At 71.2% G+C, this 19,904-nt stretch carries 18 protein-coding genes and 3 pseudogenes; 10 read left to right on the top strand and 11 right to left on the bottom strand.

What is annotated here, in order from left to right; translation table 11 throughout:
• Nucleotides 1-3: 3 nt before the first annotated feature.
• Entirely contained in the window at nucleotides 4-1,008 is a 1,005-nt protein-coding gene (meaB, locus tag ACGFT1_RS06065) for a methylmalonyl Co-A mutase-associated GTPase MeaB (protein WP_373907827.1), read from the top strand.
• 191 nt (nucleotides 1,009-1,199) lie between these two features.
• On the opposite strand, the gene ACGFT1_RS06060 is transcribed toward meaB, so the two are convergent.
• The gene (locus ACGFT1_RS06060) at nucleotides 1,200-2,795 is read right to left on the bottom strand and encodes a hypothetical protein (RefSeq protein WP_373907826.1); all 1,596 of its coding nucleotides are present in this window, start codon (nucleotides 2,793-2,795) and stop codon (nucleotides 1,200-1,202) included.
• A 342-nt stretch (nucleotides 2,796-3,137) separates the two neighbouring features.
• On the opposite strand from ACGFT1_RS06060, the gene ACGFT1_RS06055 reads away from it, so the two are divergent.
• The 6 genes and pseudogenes from ACGFT1_RS06055 to ACGFT1_RS06030 all read left to right on the top strand — a co-directional run bounded on the left by ACGFT1_RS06055 (nucleotide 3,138) and on the right by ACGFT1_RS06030 (nucleotide 8,189).
• Nucleotides 3,138-4,613 carry an amidase gene (locus ACGFT1_RS06055; protein WP_373907825.1) on the top strand — a complete coding sequence of 492 codons (1,476 nt, stop codon included), beginning with the start codon at nucleotides 3,138-3,140 and terminating at the stop codon, nucleotides 4,611-4,613.
• A gap of 61 nt (nucleotides 4,614-4,674) precedes the next feature.
• A complete protein-coding gene (locus tag ACGFT1_RS06050; protein WP_373907824.1) occupies nucleotides 4,675-5,343 on the top strand; it encodes an HAD family hydrolase in 669 nt (222 codons plus the stop codon).
• Between the two features lie 23 nt (nucleotides 5,344-5,366).
• Entirely contained in the window at nucleotides 5,367-6,857 is a 1,491-nt protein-coding gene (locus ACGFT1_RS06045) for an MFS transporter (protein WP_373907823.1), read from the top strand.
• Nucleotides 6,858-6,918: 61 nt separating this feature from the next.
• Nucleotides 6,919-7,760: pseudogene (locus ACGFT1_RS06040) on the top strand (helix-turn-helix domain-containing protein).
• A complete protein-coding gene (locus ACGFT1_RS06035) occupies nucleotides 7,742-7,957 on the top strand; it encodes a DUF397 domain-containing protein (RefSeq protein WP_373907822.1) in 216 nt (71 codons plus the stop codon). Before ACGFT1_RS06040 ends, ACGFT1_RS06035 begins: the two are co-directional and overlap by 19 nt.
• Before the next feature lie 16 nt (nucleotides 7,958-7,973).
• Nucleotides 7,974-8,189: a DUF397 domain-containing protein gene (locus ACGFT1_RS06030; protein ID WP_373907821.1), complete on the top strand. Its 216-nt coding sequence runs from the start codon at nucleotides 7,974-7,976 to the stop codon at nucleotides 8,187-8,189.
• 12 nt (nucleotides 8,190-8,201) lie between these two features.
• Here the strand turns inward: ACGFT1_RS06030 and ACGFT1_RS06025 are convergent, their stop codons facing one another.
• The 5 genes from ACGFT1_RS06025 to ACGFT1_RS06005 form a co-directional block, all read right to left on the bottom strand.
• Nucleotides 8,202-9,965 carry a thiamine pyrophosphate-dependent enzyme gene (locus ACGFT1_RS06025; RefSeq protein ID WP_373907820.1) on the bottom strand — a complete coding sequence of 588 codons (1,764 nt, stop codon included), beginning with the start codon at nucleotides 9,963-9,965 and terminating at the stop codon, nucleotides 8,202-8,204.
• 14 nt (nucleotides 9,966-9,979) lie between these two features.
• Entirely contained in the window at nucleotides 9,980-11,563 is a 1,584-nt protein-coding gene (locus tag ACGFT1_RS06020; RefSeq protein WP_373907819.1) for an FMN-binding glutamate synthase family protein, read from the bottom strand.
• A 126-nt stretch (nucleotides 11,564-11,689) separates the two neighbouring features.
• Nucleotides 11,690-11,902, bottom strand: a complete 213-nt coding sequence (locus ACGFT1_RS06015) for a hypothetical protein (RefSeq protein ID WP_373907818.1) — start codon at nucleotides 11,900-11,902, stop codon at nucleotides 11,690-11,692.
• A gap of 255 nt (nucleotides 11,903-12,157) precedes the next feature.
• The gene (locus ACGFT1_RS06010; RefSeq protein ID WP_373907817.1) at nucleotides 12,158-13,165 is read right to left on the bottom strand and encodes a DUF2637 domain-containing protein; all 1,008 of its coding nucleotides are present in this window, start codon (nucleotides 13,163-13,165) and stop codon (nucleotides 12,158-12,160) included.
• Between the two features lie 27 nt (nucleotides 13,166-13,192).
• Nucleotides 13,193-13,381, bottom strand: coding sequence for a hypothetical protein (locus ACGFT1_RS06005; RefSeq protein ID WP_373907816.1), 189 nt, complete (start codon nucleotides 13,379-13,381; stop codon nucleotides 13,193-13,195).
• A gap of 447 nt (nucleotides 13,382-13,828) precedes the next feature.
• On the opposite strand from ACGFT1_RS06005, the gene ACGFT1_RS06000 reads away from it, so the two are divergent.
• The gene (locus ACGFT1_RS06000) at nucleotides 13,829-14,716 is read left to right on the top strand and encodes a YihY/virulence factor BrkB family protein (protein WP_373907815.1); all 888 of its coding nucleotides are present in this window, start codon (nucleotides 13,829-13,831) and stop codon (nucleotides 14,714-14,716) included.
• 47 nt (nucleotides 14,717-14,763) lie between these two features.
• On the opposite strand, the pseudogene ACGFT1_RS05995 reads toward ACGFT1_RS06000, so the two are convergent.
• Nucleotides 14,764-15,020 (bottom strand): annotated as a pseudogene (locus ACGFT1_RS05995) (hypothetical protein); the annotation flags it as partial.
• A 636-nt stretch (nucleotides 15,021-15,656) separates the two neighbouring features.
• On the opposite strand from ACGFT1_RS05995, the gene ACGFT1_RS05990 reads away from it, so the two are divergent.
• Entirely contained in the window at nucleotides 15,657-16,016 is a 360-nt protein-coding gene (locus ACGFT1_RS05990; RefSeq protein WP_373907814.1) for a hypothetical protein, read from the top strand.
• Nucleotides 16,017-16,090: 74 nt separating this feature from the next.
• On the opposite strand, the pseudogene ACGFT1_RS05985 reads toward ACGFT1_RS05990, so the two are convergent.
• From ACGFT1_RS05985 to ACGFT1_RS05970, 4 genes and pseudogenes are all read right to left on the bottom strand, one after another.
• Nucleotides 16,091-16,334 (bottom strand): annotated as a pseudogene (locus tag ACGFT1_RS05985) (toxin); the annotation flags it as partial.
• 176 nt (nucleotides 16,335-16,510) lie between these two features.
• On the bottom strand, nucleotides 16,511-17,626 hold the full coding sequence (locus ACGFT1_RS05980) for an FAD-dependent oxidoreductase (protein WP_373907813.1): 1,116 nt from the start codon (nucleotides 17,624-17,626) through the stop codon (nucleotides 16,511-16,513).
• Between the two features lie 368 nt (nucleotides 17,627-17,994).
• Entirely contained in the window at nucleotides 17,995-18,423 is a 429-nt protein-coding gene (locus ACGFT1_RS05975) for a DUF1360 domain-containing protein (RefSeq protein WP_373907812.1), read from the bottom strand.
• Nucleotides 18,424-18,520: 97 nt separating this feature from the next.
• Entirely contained in the window at nucleotides 18,521-18,751 is a 231-nt protein-coding gene (locus ACGFT1_RS05970; protein ID WP_373907811.1) for a hypothetical protein, read from the bottom strand.
• Between the two features lie 355 nt (nucleotides 18,752-19,106).
• Here ACGFT1_RS05970 and ACGFT1_RS05965 point away from each other — a divergent pair, with 355 nt between their 5' ends.
• Nucleotides 19,107-19,871, top strand: a complete 765-nt coding sequence (locus ACGFT1_RS05965; protein ID WP_373907810.1) for an SDR family oxidoreductase — start codon at nucleotides 19,107-19,109, stop codon at nucleotides 19,869-19,871.
• Nucleotides 19,872-19,904: the final 33 nt, after the last annotated feature.

Below are 19,904 nucleotides of genomic sequence, written 5' to 3'. Positions count from 1 at the left end.
CCGATGGCAGCGATCGGTCTCGACACGTATGTGAAGGGTGTCCTCGACGGGAAACGGGCCCTGGTGGCCCGTGCCATCACGCTCGTCGAGTCCACCCGCCCGCAGCACCGTGCGCTGGCCCAGCAGTTGCTCACCGAGCTGCTGCCGCACAGCGGCCGGGCCCGGCGGATCGGGGTGAGCGGCGTGCCCGGTGTCGGCAAGTCGACGTTCATCGACGCGTTCGGCACGTTGCTCACCTCGCTGGGGTACCGGGTCGCCGTCCTCGCCGTCGACCCGTCCTCCACCCGCACCGGCGGTTCCATCCTGGGTGACAAGACCCGGATGGAGCGGCTGGCGGTGGACCCGGCCGCCTTCGTCCGGCCCTCCCCCAGCGCGGGCACGCTGGGCGGCGTCGCCAAGGCCACGCGGGAGTCGATGGTGGTCATGGAGGCGGCCGGCTACGACGTGATCCTCGTGGAGACCGTCGGCGTGGGCCAGTCGGAGACGGCGGTCGCGGGCATGGTCGACTCCTTCCTGCTGCTGACGCTGGCCCGCACCGGCGACCAGCTCCAGGGCATCAAGAAGGGCGTCCTGGAACTGGCCGACGTCATCGCCGTCAACAAGGCGGACGGCCCGCACGAGCGCGACGCGCGGGCCGCGGCCCGGGAACTGGCGGGCGCGCTGCGGCTGATGCACGGCAGGGACGCGTTCTGGACGCCGCCGGTGCTGCACTGCAGCGCCCGGGACTCCAGCGGTCTGGAAACGGTGTGGGAACGGCTGGAGCAGCACCGTACGCTGCTGGACTCCACCGGGCGGCTGGCCGCCAAGCGGCGGGACCAGCAGGTCGAGTGGACCTGGGCGATGGTCCGCGACGAACTGCTCGGCCGCCTGTACGCCGACCCGGCGGTGCGCGCGACCGCGCCCGGCCTCGAACGGCAGGTCAGGGAGGGCCGGTTGACGGCGACCCTGGCCGCGGAACGCATCCTCGCGGCCTTCGAGGACCGCACCGCTCCCCCGACGGACGACTGAACCGCCCGGCCCGGCCCGCAGCAGGTGGCGGGCCGGCCGGGCGGCGTGAGGGTCGCGTCGAGGGCGGGTGGACGCGTCGAGGCAGGCCGGGACCCGCACGGGCACCCCGGCGGTGCGGCAGCGGCAGTCCCCGCTCGTCCCGGCGTTCCCGCCCGCGGCGGGGGCAGTGGCCTTGCCGGGAGTCGCCCGGGTCACAGGTGCAGCCCCACATGGTTCACGATCAGGCGCTTGCCCTCGGGGTCCAGGGCGAAGTAGATGCGTCCGGCCTCGTTGGGCGCCACGGCGTCCCGGACCTTGATGTGCGGCAGTCCGTCCCGGCGCTTGTTCTCGAACGTGAAGTAGCGTTTGTCCTTGTTCTTGCTGAGCTTCTCGTCGCTGTTCGCGAACCTCAGCCCGTGGTGGTCGTAGAACCACTGGTCGAGCCGGGGCCGCTTGCCGGGCTTGGTGTACAGGTCCATCGCGGCCTGCGCGAGGGCGATCAGCTGGTCGGTCATCTCCTCGGGATACGGGTACTGGGAGGCCTTCCACGCGCGTGCCGCCCGCACCGTGAACACGATGCGCTCCTCCGACGCCCTGGCGAGAGCCTCGAACGTGGGCAGGGCGTCGGGTCCCAGGACCGGGATCCCGTTCCAGACGTCCGGCTCGGCGGCCTGTCCGCTCCCGCCCCTCGACAGGTCCAGGTACAGCTTCTTCCAGTAGTCCCGGTCCTGGCGCAGCGCCTCGGCGGCGGTGGCCTCGGACTGCGCCTTGTCCCGGTCCTCCATACAGCTCTGGGCCATGTCCTCCCACGACCTGGCGTCCTCCTCCAACTGCCGCGCGCGTTCCTTCAGCGCCTGGAGCTCGGCGGTCGTGTCCCCGGCCGCCCGCGCACGCGACAGGCGTTCCGCGGCTCTGCGTGCCCCGTCCCGGTACGAGGCCTGCCGTGCCCGCTCCCACGCCGTGTCACTGCCCCGGGCGATGACGGAGAGATGGGCGAGCGACGGCATCAGCCGCCTGCTCACGAAGGACGGCTGGGACACCTGCTCACGCGAGTAGGCGGGATGTTCCAGACCGAGGTTGGGCCAGACCAGCCGGGCGCCGCCGCTGGGGACGGCCACCTGCTCGTGGATTCGGCGGACGGCCTGCGCGGTGACGTAGTTCAGCGTCACGACCTGGGCCAGTCCGGCGAGTTGCCCCGAGGCGTCGGCCGCCGTGGTCCAGGCCGCCTGGTCCCGGGGGTGCATCAGCAGGATGGGGAGGCGTGTGCTCAGCGCGAGCGACTCCAGCAGCACGGCAGCGTGCCCGGGCTCCCGGATGCGCTCGTACCGCCCGGTGGCGCGCTGGCCGAGCACCCGCACATCCAGTTCGCCGTCCGCGAGCACCGCGCGCAGCAGATGGGGACGTCTGAGCCGCGGGTTCTGCACCGGCGCGATCCAGCCGTCGGGGATCTCCCTGCCCATGACGACCCGGAGTCCCCCGCCGCCGTCCTCCGCCCGGGAGACCGTGACGCGGGTGACGAACTGGGCCGGGCCGTCGGACAACGGCTGGTGGATGGTCATCCGCAGCGCGCGGGCGCGCTCGTCACCCGCCACGGACCAGCTCACCCGCCGTTCGCCCTGCCCGGGAGCCTTCCCGGTGAGCACCGCCCGCCCGGCGCGGTCGAGATCCGCGGGGTACGGCGCCGGTAACCGGCCGCGGTCACCGAGCCAGGCGGCCAGATGGTCACGGAGACGCTCGTACACGTGTCCCGGCCGCCGGGCGGACCGGGCGTCCTGGACGTCGAAAGCGACGGCATACAGCACCTGCACGGTGGCTCCCCTCGGCCCCGGACGCCCCGGTGAGCGGACCGGGTCCCCCCTCGAACACGGTCAGGGCATCGCTTGAGGGGTCACCGTAGTACCGCCGCACCCGACCGGCCATGACTTCGCAGCGCTCAGCGTCCCTCACGATCAGTGTCCGGGGCCCGCGGGGGCGCCGGGGGAGCGGCGGAAAACGATCGTCACGGGCGGTCCGGCGTATGTGCGCGGCCACGGATCATGCAACCCTCCGCGACGGCGCGGTGTTTTAGTCCGTACCAAGTCCCACCCGGCTGGGCCGGCTCCTGGTGCGCCGGTCCGCACATGCCAGTGTTGTCGAGGAAGGAAACAGTGATGAGCGATTTCGAGGCGCTGACGGCGCTCCAGCTCGCTGAACTTGTTCGTTCCCGGGCCGTGTCACCGGTGGAAGTGGTGCAGAGCTCCCTGGACCGCATCGAGCGGCTCAACCCCGCGGTCAACGCGTTCGTCACCGTCTGTGCCGACCAGGCGCTCGCCGCCGCCAAGGAAGCCGAGCAGGCCGTGCTGTCCGGAGCCGAGCTGGGACCGCTGCACGGCGTGCCCATCGGCGTGAAGGACCTGGACCCCGTCGCGGGCGTGCGCGTCACGCGCGGGTCGAAGATCTTCGCGGAGGAGGTCGCACAGGACACCATCCTGTGTGTCGAGCGGCTGACCGATGCCGGCGCGATCGTGGTCGGCAAGACGAACACACCGGAGTTCGGGTTCAAGGCGACCACGGACAGCGCCCTGCTCGGGCCGGCGTCCACGCCCTTCAACCTGACGATGAACGCGGGCGGCTCCTCCGGCGGCAGCGCGGCGGCCGTCGCCACGGGCATGGTCCCGCTGGCGCAGGGCTCGGACGCGGGCGGTTCGCTGCGCGTGCCCGGGGCTTTCTGCGGTGTCTTCACCATGATGACGACCTTCGGACGGGTGGCGGTGCCGGCCCGGCCCAACGCGTTCCGCCGTCTCAACCCGATGGTCTGCTACGCGCCGCTGGCCCGGACCGTGGACGATGCCGTCCTGGGACTCGATCTGATGTCCGGCCCGCATCCCCGGGACCCCTACTCCTTCCCCGTGGGTGAGCCGCTGGCCGCGGCGCTCTCACCGTCACTGGCCGGGATGCGGCTCGCCTACACGCTCGACCTCGGCGGATACCCGGTCGAGCCGGAGGTCGAGGCGCTGGTGCGGGCCGCGCTGCCCGCCCTGGAAGAGGCCGGCGCCGAGATCGTGGAGGTGGACTTCCGGCTGCCGCTCCCCGCCGCCGAGCTGACCAGGATGTGGCGCCGCTACCTGTCGATGGCCCACGCGGAGTCCGCCGAGATCAGCCTGCGGCAGGGCATCGACCTGCTGGGCGAGCAGGGCCGTGTCGTGGACCCGGGCTATCTGGACAGCATCCGCACCGGCGCGGCGTTGAGCGCGGTGGACTTCCGCCTCGGCGACCTCGTGCGCACCCAGGTGCTGGACGCGTTCGAGGACCTCTTCGACGGCTACGACCTGATCGTCAGCCCGGTGAACTGTGTGGCGGGCATCCCCAACGACACCACGCGCACCACCGTCGGCCCCCGTCAGGTCAACGGTCAGGACACCGACCCGTTCGTCGGCTGGTCCATGACGAGCCCGTACAACCTGATCGGCAGCCCCGCGGCCACGGTCCCGGTGGGCCGGGCGGCCAACGGCGTCCCCGTCGGCATGCAGCTCGCGGCCCGCCGGCACCACGACGCGGCCGTCGTCCGCGGTGCCGCCGCCTGCCAGCGGCACCTCGACTGGCAGCACCTGTACCAGGAGTTCGACCCGGCGCTCACCGCTCCGTGACGTCCCGGCCGGCCACTGGGCCCCACACCCGCACCCCAGGGACAAGGATGGTTCGACAACGATGACCGCACACCCTGCCGGCGCCGAGCCGGTCCGCGCCGCACTCTTCGATCTCGACGGCACGCTCGTGGCCACCGAGCACCGCAGCCGTGCCGCGTGGACCAGGCTGTTCCGCGCGCACGGACTGGAGGTCGACGACGCCCTGCTGGCCACCTTCGTCGGCCGCCGCGGCCAGGAGGCGCTGGCCGACCATGTGCACCGCTTCCCGGGCGGTTCCGTCCCCGACCTCTTCGAGGAGGCCGTCGGCTACCTCGACGGCCCCGACATCCCGCCGCCCTTTCCCGTACCGGGCGCCGAGGCGCTGGTGAAGAAGCTGCACGCCGACGGGGTGCCCATGGCCGTGGTCACCTCCGGGCTGCGCGAGCACGCCCGCGCGCTGCTCGACCACGTGGGCGGCGCGGGCCTGTTCAGCGCGCTGGTCACCGCCGAGGACGTACGCCTGGGCAAGCCGCACCCCGAGGGCTTCCTGGCCGGATGTGCCGCACTGGGCGTCTCCCCCGCACACGCGGTGGCGTTCGAGGACGCGCCCGCGGGGATCGCCGCGGCCAAGGCGGCCGGGCTCCGGTGCGTAGCGGTGACCACCACGCACGCCGCCGAGGCGCTCGGCGCGGCGGACCTCGTCGCGCCCGACCTCGCCGACATCAGCTGGCCGCGGCTCTTCGCCGCCTGATCCACTCCACGGACGGACCCACCATGCGCGGCAAGGACGCCGGCCCGCACCACTCCCCCGCACAGCCGCGAACGGACGATCCGGTGCCCCCCGGGGGGAGCGGTGCGCCGGCCCTCCCGGCCGCCCACCGCTGGCGGCTCCTCGCGGTGCTGCTCGCGGCGCAGTTCATGGCCAACATCGACACCGCGATCGCCAACATCGCCGCACCTGCCATCCGCGGCGACCTCCACGCGTCCGGCGGGGAGACCGGTCTGGTGATCTCCGGTTACGTGGTGGCCTACGCCGTCCTGCTCGTCACCGGCGCCCGGCTCGGCGCCGGCCACGGCCACCGCCGTGTCTTCCTGGCCGGGATGGCCCTGTTCACCGTCGCCTCGCTGGCCTGCGCGCTGGCCCCGGGCGCGCTCGTGCTGATCGCCGCACGCGTCGCGCAAGGGGCCGGCGCGGCGCTGATGGTGCCGCAGGTGCTCAGCGGCATCCAGACGCACTTCGCCGGCCGGCAGCGGATCAAGGCGCTGGGCTATTACGCCATCGCGCTCTCCGGCGGCGCGGTGGCCGGCCAGGCCCTGGGCGGCGTACTGATCGCGGCCGACCTGTTCGGTACGGGCTGGCGCCCCATCTTCCTGATCAACGTGCCGGTGGGCATCCTGCTCAGCTGGGCGGCACTGCGCTGCATGCCGGCCGAGGAGAGGACCGGCGGCTGGGACGACGTGGACGTTCACGGCATGCTCCTGCTGTCCGTCGCGGTCCTGCTGCTGATCGTCCCGCTGCTCCTCGGCACCGACCAGGGCTGGCCCGCCTGGACCTGGGTCTGCCTGGCCGCGAGCGTGCCGGTGGCGGTGGCCTTCCGGCGCGGCCAGCGCCGCCTGGCCGCGCGGGGCGGCCGGCCGCTGATCGCCGAGGAGGTGGTCCGCGAGCCCGCCGTCCGGTGGCTGCTGACCGCCCACGGCGCCACCACCATGACCTATTTCGCCCTGCTGTTCGTCCTGGCGGTCTACCTCCAGGACGGCCTGGGACACGGGCCCGCCTACGCCGGGCTGGCGATGGTCTCATGGGTGGCGGCCTTCGGCCTGGCCGGACCACTGCTGGCCGCCGTACCCGAACGCCACCGGCCGGCGATGCCCGTACTCGGCTGCCTGGTCCTCGCCGCGGGCTACACCGCCGTGTGGTGCTACCTGGCCACCGGACACCGTTCCGGACCCGCCCTGTTCCTGCTGCTGGGCATCGGCGGACTGGGGCTGGGCATCAGCTCCAACTCGTTGATCGGCCAGATGACGTTCACCCTCCCGGACCGCTACGCCGCCGACCTTTCCGGGGTCATCAGCACCAACGCGCAACTGTGCGGGGCGCTGGGCGTCGCGACACTGGGCGGCGTCTACCTCTACCTGTCCGACACGGCCACGGCCACGGCAGAGTCTGCCGCCCACGCCCTCCAGTGGATGCTCGCCGCGTCGGCCGCCCTGGCCGTGCTGTCCGCAGCGGCCGCCCGCCGCGGCAGCCGCCCAAGCACCGGATGAACTACGGTACGTAGCCGTCGCGTTACGATACCGCCCTCGGAACCGAGGGGGAGCCAGCCGTATGTCACAGCGACGCGTCGTCACCGGCCGCAGCCAGGAACCACGCCAGCGCTTCGCCGAGGAACTGCGGACCCTGCGGACCGGCAGCGGGACGAGCCTGCGTCAGCTCGGGGAGCGGCTGGGCTGGGACTGGTCCCTGTTCGGCAAGATGGAGAAGGGCGAGACGCTCGGCAGCCCCGAGGTCGTCCAGGCACTCGACACGCACTACGGCACGCCGGGACTGCTGCTCGCGCTGTGGGAGTTGGCCGCCGGGGACCACACGCAGTTCCGCGAGCGCTACCGGCGGTACATGGCGCTGGAGGCCAAGGCGGTGAGCCTGTGGCACTTCGCGGTGAGCGTCCTGCCGGGACTGTTGCAGACACCGGGGTACGCGCGGGAGGTGCTGGCGGCGGGTGGGCTCAAGGGGAGGGAACTTGAGCAGCAGGTCAGGCTCGGATGGGACGCCGGGAGCTGTTGGAGGGGAAGGACGCACCGCCGTTCAGAACGATCCTCTCGGAAGCGGTGCTGCGAACGCCGTCGCGGGACGCGACAGAGTGGCGAGCGCAGTTGGCGTACCTGGGAGAAGTGGCGGGGCGTCCCAACGTCACGGTTCAAGTGCTGCTTCAGTGTGCCGGGCTGCACGGCCTGCTGGGCGTGGACGTCTGGTATCTCCTCCTTCCGGAAGGGAAAACCGTGGCGTACACCGAGAACGGATACTGGGGCGAGCTTATCGAGGACGCCGGTCCGGTTGTACGTTTGCAGAAGACCTACGATGCGGTGCGCGATCTGGCCCTCACCCCGGCGGAGTCGCGCAAGTACATCCTGCGGATGTTGGAGGAAACGGCGTGCGATCCACCGACCTGAGCGTGGCGTCCTGGCGTAAGAGCAGCTACAGCAACCAGGACGGCGGCGCGTGCCTCGAGGTCTGCGACGGCTTCGACGCCCTCGTCCCCGTACGGGACAGCAAGGTCCCGCACGGGCCGGTGCTCGTGTTCCCCGCCGGCGGCTGGGCCAGCTTCGTGACCGCCGTCAGGAACGACTGGCTGAACGACGGACGCTGAACTGGGAGAAAGCACCGTGCGAACCATCGACGTGAGTGTCCTGGCCTGGCGCAAGAGTTCTTACAGCAACTCGGACGGCGGCGCGTGCCTTGAGGTCTCCGACGACCTCGGCGCCGTCGTTCCCGTGCGGGACAGCAAGGTCCCGCACGGGCCGGTGCTCGTGTTCCCCGCCGCTGGCTGGGCCCGCTTCGTGACCGCAGTCGGCAACGACCGGCTGAACGACGGACGCTGAACCCGGTTCTGTTCAGAGCGTGCTGTCGTCCCCGTGGCTGCGGACGATCTCCTTGACCTTGGCCATGGCGAACCCCCAGCCCTGCTCGACGGTCGGCTTGGCCGGTACCGCGATCTCGTCCGGGTTGGTGAGCACGTCGAGCAGGACGGGCCCGGGGGTGTCGAAGGCCTGGCGTACGGCCTTCTCCAGGTCGGCCGGGTCGGTCACGCGGATGCCGGGGATACCCATGGCCGTGGCGACGGCGGCGAAGTCTGGGTTGTCCAGGACGGTGCCGAACTCGGGGAGCCCGGCCTGTTCCTGCTCCAGTTTGACCATGCCGAGGCGGCGGTTGTCGAAGACGACGAGCTTGACGGGGAGGTTGTGCGTCTTCAGTGTCATGAGGTCCCCGAGGAGCATGCTCAACCCGCCGTCCCCGCAGAAGGCCACGACCTGCCGCTCACGGTCCAGGCTCTGCGCTCCCAGCGCCTGGGGCATCGCGTTGGCCATCGAACCGAGGTTGTAGGAGCCGATGAGCTGCCGTCCGCCGCGCATCTCGACGAAGCGCGAGAGCCACACCGTCGCCATACCGGTGTCGGAGGTGAAGACGGCGTCGTCGTCGGCCAGCCGGTCCACCACGGCCGCCAGTGCCTCCGGCCGGATGTCGTGGGTGCGGTTGTCGAGCGAGGAGCGGACGCGGCCGATCAGCCCCTTGTCGTGGGCCGGGTCGGCCAGCCGCGCCTGGTTCTCGCGCCACTGCCCAAAACGCTCGCGTGCCTTGTCCAGGTGCGAGCGGTCGCGGGCGCCTTCCGTGCCGGCGGGAGCGGCGGCGAGGTGGGTGAGAAGGTCTCGGACGGTCACGCCGGTGTCGCCGACGAGACCGACGTCGACCGGTACGCGCCGCCCGATGTGGGCCGCCTCGGTGTCCACCTGGATGACGGTCTTGCCCTCCGGATACCAGTCCCGGTAGGGGAAGTCGGTTCCCAGGAGCAGCAGGGTGTCCGCGTCCCGCAGGGCCGACGCGGCGGCCGGGTTGCCGATCAGTCCGGTCTGGCCGACCTGGAACGGGTTGGTGTCGCCCTCGAAGCCCTCCTTGGCCTTGAGGGTGAGCACCATCGGCGCGGCCAGCCGGTCGGCGAGGGTCAGGACGTCCGCACGCGCCCCGCGCGCGCCCCGTCCGACGAGCAGCGTGACCCGTTCCGAGCCGTCCAGGAGTTCGGCCGCCCGGCGCACGCCGGATTCCTCCGGCCGGCTGAGCGGGGGGTTGAGGGAGAACCTGGCCGGGCGGTCCGTGGTGAGTTCGCGTTCACCCAGGTCGCCGGGCACGGTCAGGACGGCGACCCCCTTGCGGCCCAGGGCGTGGCGCACCGCCGTCTCGAGCATCTGCGGCAGCTGGTCGGGGGAGGTGATGGTCGCGCGGAAGACGGCCACGTCACTGAAGAGGGCGTCGTTGTCGACTTCCTGGAAGTAGTCGGTGCCGAGTTCGGCGAGCGGTACCTGGCCGGCGATCGCCAGGACGGGCGTGTGGCTCTTGGCGGCGTCGTACAGCCCGTTGAGCAGGTGGACGGAACCGGGTCCGACCGTGCCCATGCAGACCCCGAGGGTGTCCGAGAGCTGTGACTGGGCGCTCGCGGCGAAAGCCGCCGCCTCCTCGTGCCGGCAGCCCACCCACTCCAGGTCCTCGGTGGTGCGGATGGCATCCGTCAGGGGATTGAGCGCGTCTCCCACCACGCCGAACACCTGGCGCACGCCGAGTTCGCTCAGTGCGTCCACGATGACGCGGGCGACGGTACGGGCCACTTGAGTCCTCCAGGTCAGACGGTGAATCGGTCGGGGTCGGCGGCCTGCCAGTCGGCCGCCCAGGCGGCAGGGGGTTCGGCGAGCAACTGCCCGGGGTGGAGCCACTCGTACAGTTCGTCGTAGGAGCGCTCGGTGTACGGGTCGATGCGCCGGCGGAGCATGTGCGGGCGCAGCTCGGCGGGGTCGGTGACGCCCATGGACGCCATGAGCTGGAGGGCGCCGGCCACGGTCGCCTCCTGGAAGCGCTGGACGCGCGGCGTCTTGTCCCGCACGTCGAGGGCGCGGGCGCGGTGGGGGTCCTGGGTGGTCACACCGGTGGGGCAGGTGTTCGTGTGGCACCGCTGGGCCTGGATGCAGCCGACGGCGAACATCATCGCCCGTGCCGCGTTGCCGTAGTCGGCTCCCTGCACCAGGCGTTTGACCAGGTCGGTACCCGTGGCGATCTTGCCGCTCGCACCGATCCTGATGCGGTCGCGCAGGCCGGCGCCGACGAGGGCGTTGTGCACGGTGAGCAGGCCCTCGGTCAGCGGGGTTCCCATGTGGTCGGCGAACTCCAGGGGCGCGGCTCCGGTACCGCCCTCGCTGCCGTCCACGACGATGAAGTCGGGGGCCGTGCCCTCCTCCAGCATGGCCTTGCACACGGCCAGGAACTGCCGGCGGGAGCCCACGCACAGTTTGAACCCGGTGGGCTTGCCACCGGACAGCTCACGCATCCGGGCGATGAAGCGGACGAGTTCGCGCGGGGTGGAGAACACCCGGTGGTACGGCGGTGAGATCACCGTCCGCCCCTCGGGCACGTCCCGTACCTTCGCTATCTCGGCGTTGACCTTCGCGCCCGGCAGGACACCGCCGATGCCCGGTTTGGCGCCCTGGGAGAGCTTCAGGGACACGCACTTGACGTGGTCGTGCGCGGCCTTGTCGGCGAACTCGGCGGGGTCGAAGTCACCGTCCTGGGTGCGGCAGCCGAAGTAGCCGGTGCCTATCTCCCAGACCAGGTCGCCACCCGGCCGCAGGTGGTACTCCGACAGGCCGCCCTCACCGGTGTCGTGGGCGAATCCCCCGGCCGCCGCGCCGCCGTTGAGCGCGAGGACGGCGTTGGCCGACAGCGAGCCGAAGCTCATCGCCGACACGTTGAGCAGCGCCATGTCGTAGGGGCGGGTGCAGTCGGGGCCGCCGATCCGCACCCGCGGCGGCGTCTTCGGCACCTCGCACGGGGCCATCGACGGCACGAGGAACTCGTAACCGGGCTCGTAGACGTCCCGTTCGGTGCCGTACGGCTGCTCGGCGTCCGTGCCCTTCGCCCGCTCGTAGACGATGGTGCGGACGTCCCGGTCGAAGGGGCGTCCGTCGAAGTTCCGCTCGACGAAGTACTGCTGCAACTCCGGGCGGATCCGTTCCAGGAGGAAGCGGGCATGTCCGAGCACGGGATAGTTGCGCAGCACGGAATGCCGGCGCTGCACCAGGTCCGCCGTCCCCAGCAGACCGAGCAGGACGAGCGGTACGGCGGCCACGCACCACCAGGGGGACAGGCCGACCGCCGCGACGGCCGCCGCGATGCCGGCGACCAGGGTCAGGGCCACGATTGCCATACGAGTCACTTCTCGCTCCTTGCCCTGGGCCGCCCTTCCAGTCCTGCGGTTTCGTCAAGAAACCGGTAAGGGGGCACGGCGGAGGCGGTGCCGAGGCGCCGGACGAGGAGGGTCGCGGTGCCGGCAGCCCTGAAGCTAGATGGTCCGGAAGCTCGGCCGGGACGCCGGGCAGCCGATCACGCAGACCCAGAGCCGGAACGGCAGCCCCCGGTGCCGCACCTCGGCCAGCACCCGCCCGCTCCCTCCCAGCGGACGGGCGCAGACGGCGCAGTCGATGGCCATCTGCTGGCGAGGCAGGAGCTGGGCGATGTCGGGGAAGGACGTGAGCGCTGTGACGGAACTGTTCACCCGGCGTACCCGCTCGGTCCGGCCCCCACCTGTGTGCCGTGCGGGTGCCCTGTGCCGGTGGTGTCCTGGATGAGCCCGTGGCCGGTGTCGGTCGTGAGCGGCACGGGCCGGAAGGTCCGGCCACCGGCGGCGCGGAAGCGGGCGCCGGACGCTGTCCGGGCTGGGGTGATGGAACTCGTCATCGATGTGGGGCCCTCGGCTGTCGGCAGGCTGTGGTCGGCTTGGCTGGTGATGCCTCGGTGCGCCGGCGCGCGTTCACCGGATGTCGCCGGTCCGTCCGAAGGGGCGTGGATCGCCGAGGCGCTGGTCGTGGACCGCTTGGCCGCCGGAGCCGAACCGCCCCGGCTCGGCCTGCCGGGTGAGGCCGGTGGTGGTCACGTCGTGCGGCGTCACCGGCCCGCGACCGGGAGAGCGGGCATCCCGCGGCCCGTGCCCGTCCCTGGCGAGGTCGCCGTATGCCGAGGGCGTACGGCCCTGTGGCGGTCGCCCGTCCGGCGTCTCGTCGGCGGGGACCCTGGGAATGCGCAACCGGTGCCGGGGCAGCGTCCGCCGGGGCGGCCTCGTCAGCGTGATCTGCCGCACCACCTGCTGGAAGCAGGCCAGCGAGGCGAAGCACGGCAGGGCGGCGGCCGCGATGCCGACGAGGTTCCTCGGCGCCTGCGCGACACACAGCGCCATGGCGATGGCGGAGAAGACCAGGAGCATGGACCAGGAGTGCAAGGCCCGACGCTGATGCAGCGCCGCCCGGAGAATGGACAGCGACGCCACCAGCCAGGGGCCGAACACCAGGAGAGGCCACCAGGAGACCGCGCTGCTCTGCATCCGCGACACGGCCACCAACCGCAGCGGATCGTAGGCGATCAGGCCGCCGAAGATGCTCACGGCCGAGGCGATGGCGGTCACCAGGGCGGCGATGAAGCGGGTGGCGATCCTGATCTTGTTCGGACGCTGCCGTGTTCGCACCTTCCGGTGGCCCCGAGGAGGGGACTTCACCGGCAGCGGTTCCGCTGCGACGTCCACCAGGGTCTCGCCGGGGGACATCGGCCCCGTACCGGCGAGGAAGTCCTCATGGCCTGCCGTCGGGATCCTCGACTGCTGGTCGATGGCGTCCCGCAGCATGAAGGCCAGCTCTTCCGCGGGGTCCCAGTTCGCATCGGGAGGAGTCAGGTTCGACTCGAATTCGTCGACGGACGCCCGGTGCCGTCCACCGCCGATCTGGAATCCGTCCGGATATTCGACGGGGGGCTCTGGATAATGCCCCATATGTTCACCGTACATGGCGCCGCCCGGTCATTCCGCCGGCACGAACGACCCGGTTTCCGGACTCGGCCAGCGTCTCGACATGTCCATTTCCAGGGAGCTCATGGCGTCCATGAATTCCTGAAGGGTGCCCTCGATGACCTCGAGCGTGACGGGGAGGCCACCCTTCACCAGCACGCCCTTGGCGGACCCGGCCGTGTTCGGTGCAGGCAGATACATGTAGGAGCCCAGCCGTGCGGGTCGCCTTACAGTCGAGTACGACCACCCTGGGGTGACTTCGAGTGCCCGTCCTCTGGATGCCTTCGTCATGTTGCAGATAACGCCGCCATTCGATGATGGATGCGGGGGCGAACGGGTGACACATTAGCCCGACTAGCACCTAGGTCAGGTATCGTCTGGACCTATATGAGGCTGTATTAATAAAGACAAGCGGTGCACGCCGGCGCGACGTGGTTCATCCCCTCCTCCCCCATTCCGCGCAGCCCGTCGAGCCGGCATCCCGCCAGGGACCCCGTACGGCCGTGATCGATGGTCCTTCCCGCACATGACCGGGCTCGCGGCGGGGCAGCAGGTACGAGGTGCGGTGCCCCGGCACACGCGCAGGGGTGGCTTCGCTGCACAGTGCTCGACGGCGGCCCGAGGGCGGAGGGTGAGAAGATCCGCGGCATGGATGGTGCGCACGGTCACACGGCCCGGTGGTGGGCGGCACTGCGACGGACGCCGGTGGTCGTCTGGAACGACGACATAACGGACTGGGCCGCCGCGCTGACCTATTACGCGGTGCTGGCCCTGTTCCCGTTGCTGCTGGTGATCCTCTCGATCCTGGGTCTGACCATGCCCACCGCCAAGCCGGAGGTCATCGACCGCGTGACACAGGCCGCCCCGTACGCGTCCCGCGCTCTGCTGCGCGGCACCCTGCGGCAGATGGCCGAACAGTCGTCGGCGGCCTGGACGCTGATCTTCGTCGGAGGGACGGGAGCCCTGTGGTCGGGGTGCAGCTATCTGAGCGTCTTCCGCCGGGCGTTGTACGCGATGCACCGGATCGACGCGGACCGGCCGGTCTGGCGCACCGCTCCGCGCATCGTCGCCACGGCCCTGGTCCTGATCTCGCTGCTCGCCACGTCGACCCTCGCGCTGTTGCTCACCGGCAGCCTGGCCCGGCGTCTGGGCAGGGCACTGAGTCCGGGCACCGGGCCGCAGACCGCCTGGGACACGCTGCGGTGGCCGGTCGTGGCCGCGGTCGCCGTGGCCCTGGTGCTCGTCCTGTACCGTGCGGGCCCGGCATCCTCCCGCCCCGTCAGGAGAATGGCGCCCGGCGGCGCGTTGGCGGTCGTCCTCCTGCTGGCCGTCTCCCTCGGATTCGCCGTCTACACCTCGTACGTCAGCACCTATGACCGCCTCTACGGTTCACTGGCAGGCGTCGTGGTCTTCCTGGTCTGGCTGTGGCTGTCCAACCTGTCCCTTCTCATCGGCGCCCAGTTCAACGCGGAGCTGGCGAAACCCGTGCCCGGCGAACGAGTCACCCCTGGGGTACCTGCGGCCGACCGCGCGTAGCCTCCGACCGGTTCGGTTCGATCCGGCCGTGCGGGCGGTCGCGGCCTCCGGGCGCGGGCGGCGATGCGCAGGCGGTAGCCGGAATGGCGGCGGTGGCCGCCCGCAGAGCGGAGCGGAGTGATGAGGCGGCTTCGCCGATCGCGCGGAGAAGCCTTGAACGGTGGCGCGCATTTCGGCGGCCCGACCGAGGCGCAGCGGGATGCTCATCGTCGCGGAACGGGGACGGCCGTGGGCCGTGGGTGCCGTCCGCCGTCGTCGCCGCTGCGTGCGGAACGCTCGGAGGGGCCCTGGTGCATACCGGCACCAGGGCCCCGAAGGAAGTGCTACACCATCTGCCGACCCTGATTCCGCGTCGGCCTTCTCTTTCCGCCGACCCGGCCTGAATCCTGCCGGGGATGCGGGGATCGCGGACGTGTGACCGGAGACCACCTGCCTATCGATGTCCTGCGGTACCCGGACCCAGTGCTGCCGTCCGGGCGGTCCTGATGGCGCTCAACTCCTCCGTTCTTCCCTCTGATCAATCACTTACCGAAGGGGTACTGCGTACTGCTGGTACTGCGGTACCGCTCATGGCGGCCCCTGATCACCGCGGGCCACCCGGTCCGGCCGTCAGTCCCGTCGCCGTCCTGCAACCGCTCTGGCTCCGACACTCCACCGCCGCACCGTCCTACGTACTGCGACTGCGTGTACTGCCGCCCGGCAGTTCATCTCTGCCGGGCCCTTCTCGATCTCGACTACGAGAGAAACCCTAACCACGCCGCCTCGCGATGTCTACTCTCGCCGGTACAGATTTTCGGGCGTCCCGCAGCGAGGTAGTCACCCACCGGCAGAACAGGGCGGCGAGGCGCAGAGCTGCCGGGCCCCGGACCGGACACACCCCGCCCCGTCCTGGAGCGGTGCCGCTCAAGCAGCCGCCCGGCAGGCAAATACAATCGGTCTCATGTCGAAGCCTGACGAGTTGCTCGTAGACGTCGCCACACTGGTGGAGTCCGGACGGAGCAATCAGATGTCCCTGACCGTGGTCACCGGTGGCGCTGTCATCACCGGCCGGCTGGCTCCCGAAGCCGTGTGGAGGCAGAGGGTGTCGGATGTGCTGACGGATTCCGACCGCCTGGGGGAGTTCTCCGGCGTCTTCGGCCCGCCCGCGAAGAAGGACGGGCCGCCTACGCATCTGCACTTCCACGTCGCCCGGATCCTGCAGGGCACGGTGGGCATCCCGGACTCGGGCGGGATGTACCGGGTGTCGATCGAGGACGTCAGCGCCTGGACGGTGGGCGACTTCAGCTATTCCGACCACTGAGCCGGCACTGCGGCGGGAACCCGCTGCAAGCGGTGTGGGGCCGACCGGCGCGCGCCGGTCGGCCCCGTCGCAGGTCAGGAAATGGGGAACCAGGCCGACAGCCGCTTGGCAATGACCGGTGGATCGATGGTGTCCTGAGCGACTTCCTCGACGAACGGCCCGGCAATGGAGACGGGCGGCGGTGCCGTACCGGCGCTGAGCCCGTTGAGCCGCAGGAAGACGCGGCATGGCAAGCCACGCGGTGGGCTCGTTGCCGTCGATCAGCGCGCTATTACGGGCAAGGGAGTGCAGCAGTGCCGCCGCCTTCTCGTGCAGCGTGCGAGGCGGCGGGCACAGCCGTCACCACCTTCTTCCGGCGTAAGGCAGCCGTGCCCCCCGCCGCCTGGCGCGCGGCCTACGGCGCGCGCGACACCCGCGGGGCGTGACCACTCCCCCCGATCGAGGGGGCAGATGAGCAAGGGGCGACAGTCACCGTGGTGACGTCGGCCGGCGGCTCATGCGGTCCGCTCGTCCCGGGTGAAGAGGGTGATCAGGTCCTCGAGTGCGGGTTTGTCAGGGATCTCGGCTTCACCGACAGCGGCATTGCGGGGGAACAGCGCTCGCTCGTACTCGGCCAGCGCCGCCTCGATGTCCTCGGGGTGCGCGGCAAGGGCCTTGCCCAGTTCGGCGCCGTCGAGCATGGCCAGGTTGGCGCCTTCTCCGTTCGGAGCCGAAAGATGGGCGGCATCACCGAGCAGGGTCACTCCCGGCACTCGATCCCACCGGTGCCCGGTCGGCAGAGCGTAGAGGGGGCGCAGGAGCGGCGCGGTGTCGCCGTCGGTGATCAGAGCGCTGAGTTCCGGCGCCCAGCCGCCGAACTCCTGCGCGATCCGCGCGGTGGCCGCGGCGGAGTCGGTGAAGTCGATCGCGGCGAACCAGTCCTGCGGCTCGGACAGCCCCACGTAGGCGTGCAGGGTGTCGTCCCTTTCCCGGTGGGCGAAGAGCTCCCTGCCCGGGGTGAGCGCGATCATCGACCCGCCGCCGACCGCCTTCGCGGTGGCGGGGTGACGGGTGTCGGCGCCGAACAGGTACGTCTCCACGACCGACTTGCCGATGTACTCGGGTACGGCGGTGGAAAGCAGCGGCCGGACCCGTGACCAGGCGCCGTCCGCGCCGACCAGCAGGCTGGTGACGACGGTGCTGCCGTCGGCGAACGTCACCTCGTGACGTCCGTCTCCGAGAGTGCGGGTCCCGCGGACCTTGCGCCCCCACTGGACGGTTCCGGCTGGCAGCGAGTCGAGCAGGATCCGCCGCAGTTCCCCGCGCATCACCTCGGGCCGCCCGCCCGTACCGTCGTCGCCCTGCTCGAGCCGGAGGCTGCCGTCCCGGTCGAGGATCCGCATGGTCTGGCGGCCCTCCAGGACGATGCCGCGGAACTCGTTCATCAAGCCGGCCGTCCGCAGAGCCGGTTGGCCGTTGTAATCGTGGATGTCGAGCATGCCGCCCTGCGAACGCTCCGCCGGTGAGGACTCCGCCTCGTAGACCGTGGCCGGGATGCCATGAACGTGAAGGACACGGGCCAGCGTCAGTCCGCCGAGTCCGGCACCGACGATCGTGACGTGCGTGGTCATGGTGATTCCTTGCCTGTCGTAGCCCTGCCGGACGGGCTTCCGGCACGATCTCCAGCAAGACTCCCCGCCCTCGCCGACAAGCAGCCGACAGCGGACCGACAGCCCCGACAGGCAGCCGACAGGGCACGCACGAACCGCGGGTCGGGGACTGCTCACGCGAGGGCCGTCACGACTCCTCAGACGCTGCCCGCGAGCGGCCGTGCCACGGTGCGCGCCTGAGCCTGTCCCGGCGGACACCCGCCGGGACCGCATTCACCCGCCGGCACCGCGTTCACCCGCGCGGTCGATGCCCCGCACAGCAGCAGAACGCGGACCGCCCGGGAAACGATCGGCCCCGCCGGACACCGCCGCGTTCCGCTGCTGCCGGGTCACTCGCCGCCGGTTGTCTTCTCGACCAGCGCGCTGTACGCCAGGTGCAACGCGTCCGCCCCGGCCAGGGCGGTGAGCCCGCCCATGGCGGTGCGGGTCGCGCGCGGCCAGAGCAGTTGGCCGGCGGTCAGGGTCGAGGCCACCCAGACGCCCATGCAGAAGGGACAGGTGACCAGTTCCCCGACGGTGTGCCGGTTGTCCGGCTGCGCCTCCTCGTGCAGCTCCGCCGGGCCCTGCGGAGCGACGTACCTGGTGAAGGGGGCGCGTAGCGGGCTGGTGACCGATGCCTTGGTCAGCAGCCGGCTGAGCCGGAATGTGGCGACCGATGTCAGGACCACGTCCCACGGCTCGGGCCGGTCGGGCAGTGGGCGGCCGCGCAGCCGTACGGCGGTGGCCCAGGCCGTCGTGTACGCGGCAAAGCCCGCCATCGCTGTGAGATACCCGGTCAACGGCCGGTCGTGCCCTGCCGAGTAACCTCGTCCGGTGCGCTGGAGCAGCCCCTGCAGACGTCGTGCGAGGCGGTTGTCAGCTGCCGTGTTCATGTGCTCCCGTTCCCATGCGTCGCCGCTCTGCGAGCAGGCCCGCCTCGCGGGAGCCGCCGGGGCGCACGTCCGGTACCGCCGCCGGCATCCAGCTGCCGAGCGGCAGCGCCTGCACTCCCTCGCGGAGCGCGTCGATCAGCGCGTCGGCCTCCCGCTCCAGCAACCACAGGACGCGGCTCTGCCGCATCCGGGGGCGGCGTGGCGTAGTGCTCATGATCGGCCGGGTCCCCACCTGCGCGGACGGCAAACGGAGCGGACTTGCCTGCAGTGGACCACGGTCAGCCGCCCGGCCGGATCACCGCGCGTGTCCACCGGCACGGTGTGGCTCACGAGCTGGGACACAGCGCATCGGCCGTCGGCCGGTCCAGCGGCATCAGGGTGCGGCGCCGACCGTGCGTGACCACGCCGCCCCGACCGGCACCTGATCCGCGGCCCCCCTCGGTGGATCCCCGCACGCCGTCGGCAGGCAGGCAGGCAGCCTGCGAACACGTCCCTGGCCCAACCGGGTGCTCTCCGTGCCGGGCACCGTCCCGCCTGTCCCTGCCGGGGCAAGGAGAAAGGAGCCGCCGATGAAGAAGGGACCGACCTTGAGACCCGACTCCCATCCAGACCTGTCCGGCAAACACGCCATTGTCACGGGGGCGGCACGGGGCTTGGGGGCCTCCATCGCCGGCCGCCTGGCCCGGGCCGGTGCGAGTGTGTGCCTCGCCGACGTACGCCGCGAGGACGGCGAGAAGGTGTGCGCCGCTCTGACCATGGACGGCCACGACGCGCGCTTCTTGCACCTCGATGTCCGCGACGCCGACGCCGTCGCCGCGGCGATCGAGGACCTCGAACAGGACGGATGGCCGGTGGGCATCCTGGTCAACAACGCCGCCGTGGACGTCACCAAGCCGATCGAGCACCTGACCACCGATGAGGTCACCCAGGTGGTGACCACCAACCTCCTCGGCCCGATGTACCTGTGTCTGGCTGTCTATCGGCGCATGGTCGCACGCGGTGCCGGCCATATCGTCAATATTCTGTCCACCGCTTCCCACCGGACCTGGACCGAGGCGGGCCCTTACGCCGCGAGCAAAACGGGCCTGCGGGCCTTCACCCACACGCTTTTTCAGGAAGCCCAGCGAGACTGCCTCGGCATCGGCGTCACGGGTGTCATGGCCGGCGGGATGGAAACGCCGTTCATCACCGAGCGCTTCCCGGACGCCGACACATCGAAACTCCAGCATCCCGACATCGTGGCCGACGCGGTGCTGTGCGCGTTGTCCGTACCCTCCACCAGTGCCATGCCAGAGGTGGTGATCGTGCCCCGGAATGAATCGTCCTGGCCGTGAGGCGGAATTTCCCAGCCACACGACGGGCAGGTG

This window comes from Streptomyces sp. Y20, from assembly GCF_043195475.1.
In the GTDB taxonomy this organism is placed as follows: Bacteria; Actinomycetota; Actinomycetes; order Streptomycetales; family Streptomycetaceae; genus Streptomyces.
Note: the sequence above shows the minus strand (reverse complement) of the source record. Positions and strands in the feature narration are given on the sequence as shown.

Excerpts from the sequence above, each read along its gene's own strand:
- ACGFT1_RS06005 (WP_373907816.1), bottom strand. The coding sequence starts at position 13,381 with ATGTATCTGCCTGCACCGAACACGGCCGGGTCCGCCAAGGGCGTGCTG.
- ACGFT1_RS05980 (WP_373907813.1), bottom strand. The coding sequence starts at position 17,626 with ATGACCACGCACGTCACGATCGTCGGTGCCGGACTCGGCGGACTGACG.
- ACGFT1_RS06055 (WP_373907825.1), top strand. The coding sequence starts at position 3,138 with ATGAGCGATTTCGAGGCGCTGACGGCGCTCCAGCTCGCTGAACTTGTT.
- ACGFT1_RS05975 (WP_373907812.1), bottom strand. The coding sequence starts at position 18,423 with ATGGCGGGCTTTGCCGCGTACACGACGGCCTGGGCCACCGCCGTACGG.
- ACGFT1_RS06045 (WP_373907823.1), top strand. The coding sequence starts at position 5,367 with ATGCGCGGCAAGGACGCCGGCCCGCACCACTCCCCCGCACAGCCGCGA.
- ACGFT1_RS06050 (WP_373907824.1), top strand. The coding sequence starts at position 4,675 with ATGACCGCACACCCTGCCGGCGCCGAGCCGGTCCGCGCCGCACTCTTC.
- meaB (WP_373907827.1), top strand. The coding sequence starts at position 4 with ATGGCAGCGATCGGTCTCGACACGTATGTGAAGGGTGTCCTCGACGGG.
- ACGFT1_RS06010 (WP_373907817.1), bottom strand. The coding sequence starts at position 13,165 with ATGGGGCATTATCCAGAGCCCCCCGTCGAATATCCGGACGGATTCCAG.
- ACGFT1_RS05970 (WP_373907811.1), bottom strand. The coding sequence starts at position 18,751 with ATGAGCACTACGCCACGCCGCCCCCGGATGCGGCAGAGCCGCGTCCTG.
- ACGFT1_RS06000 (WP_373907815.1), top strand. The coding sequence starts at position 13,829 with ATGGATGGTGCGCACGGTCACACGGCCCGGTGGTGGGCGGCACTGCGA.
- ACGFT1_RS05965 (WP_373907810.1), top strand. The coding sequence starts at position 19,107 with ATGAAGAAGGGACCGACCTTGAGACCCGACTCCCATCCAGACCTGTCC.
- ACGFT1_RS05990 (WP_373907814.1), top strand. The coding sequence starts at position 15,657 with ATGTCGAAGCCTGACGAGTTGCTCGTAGACGTCGCCACACTGGTGGAG.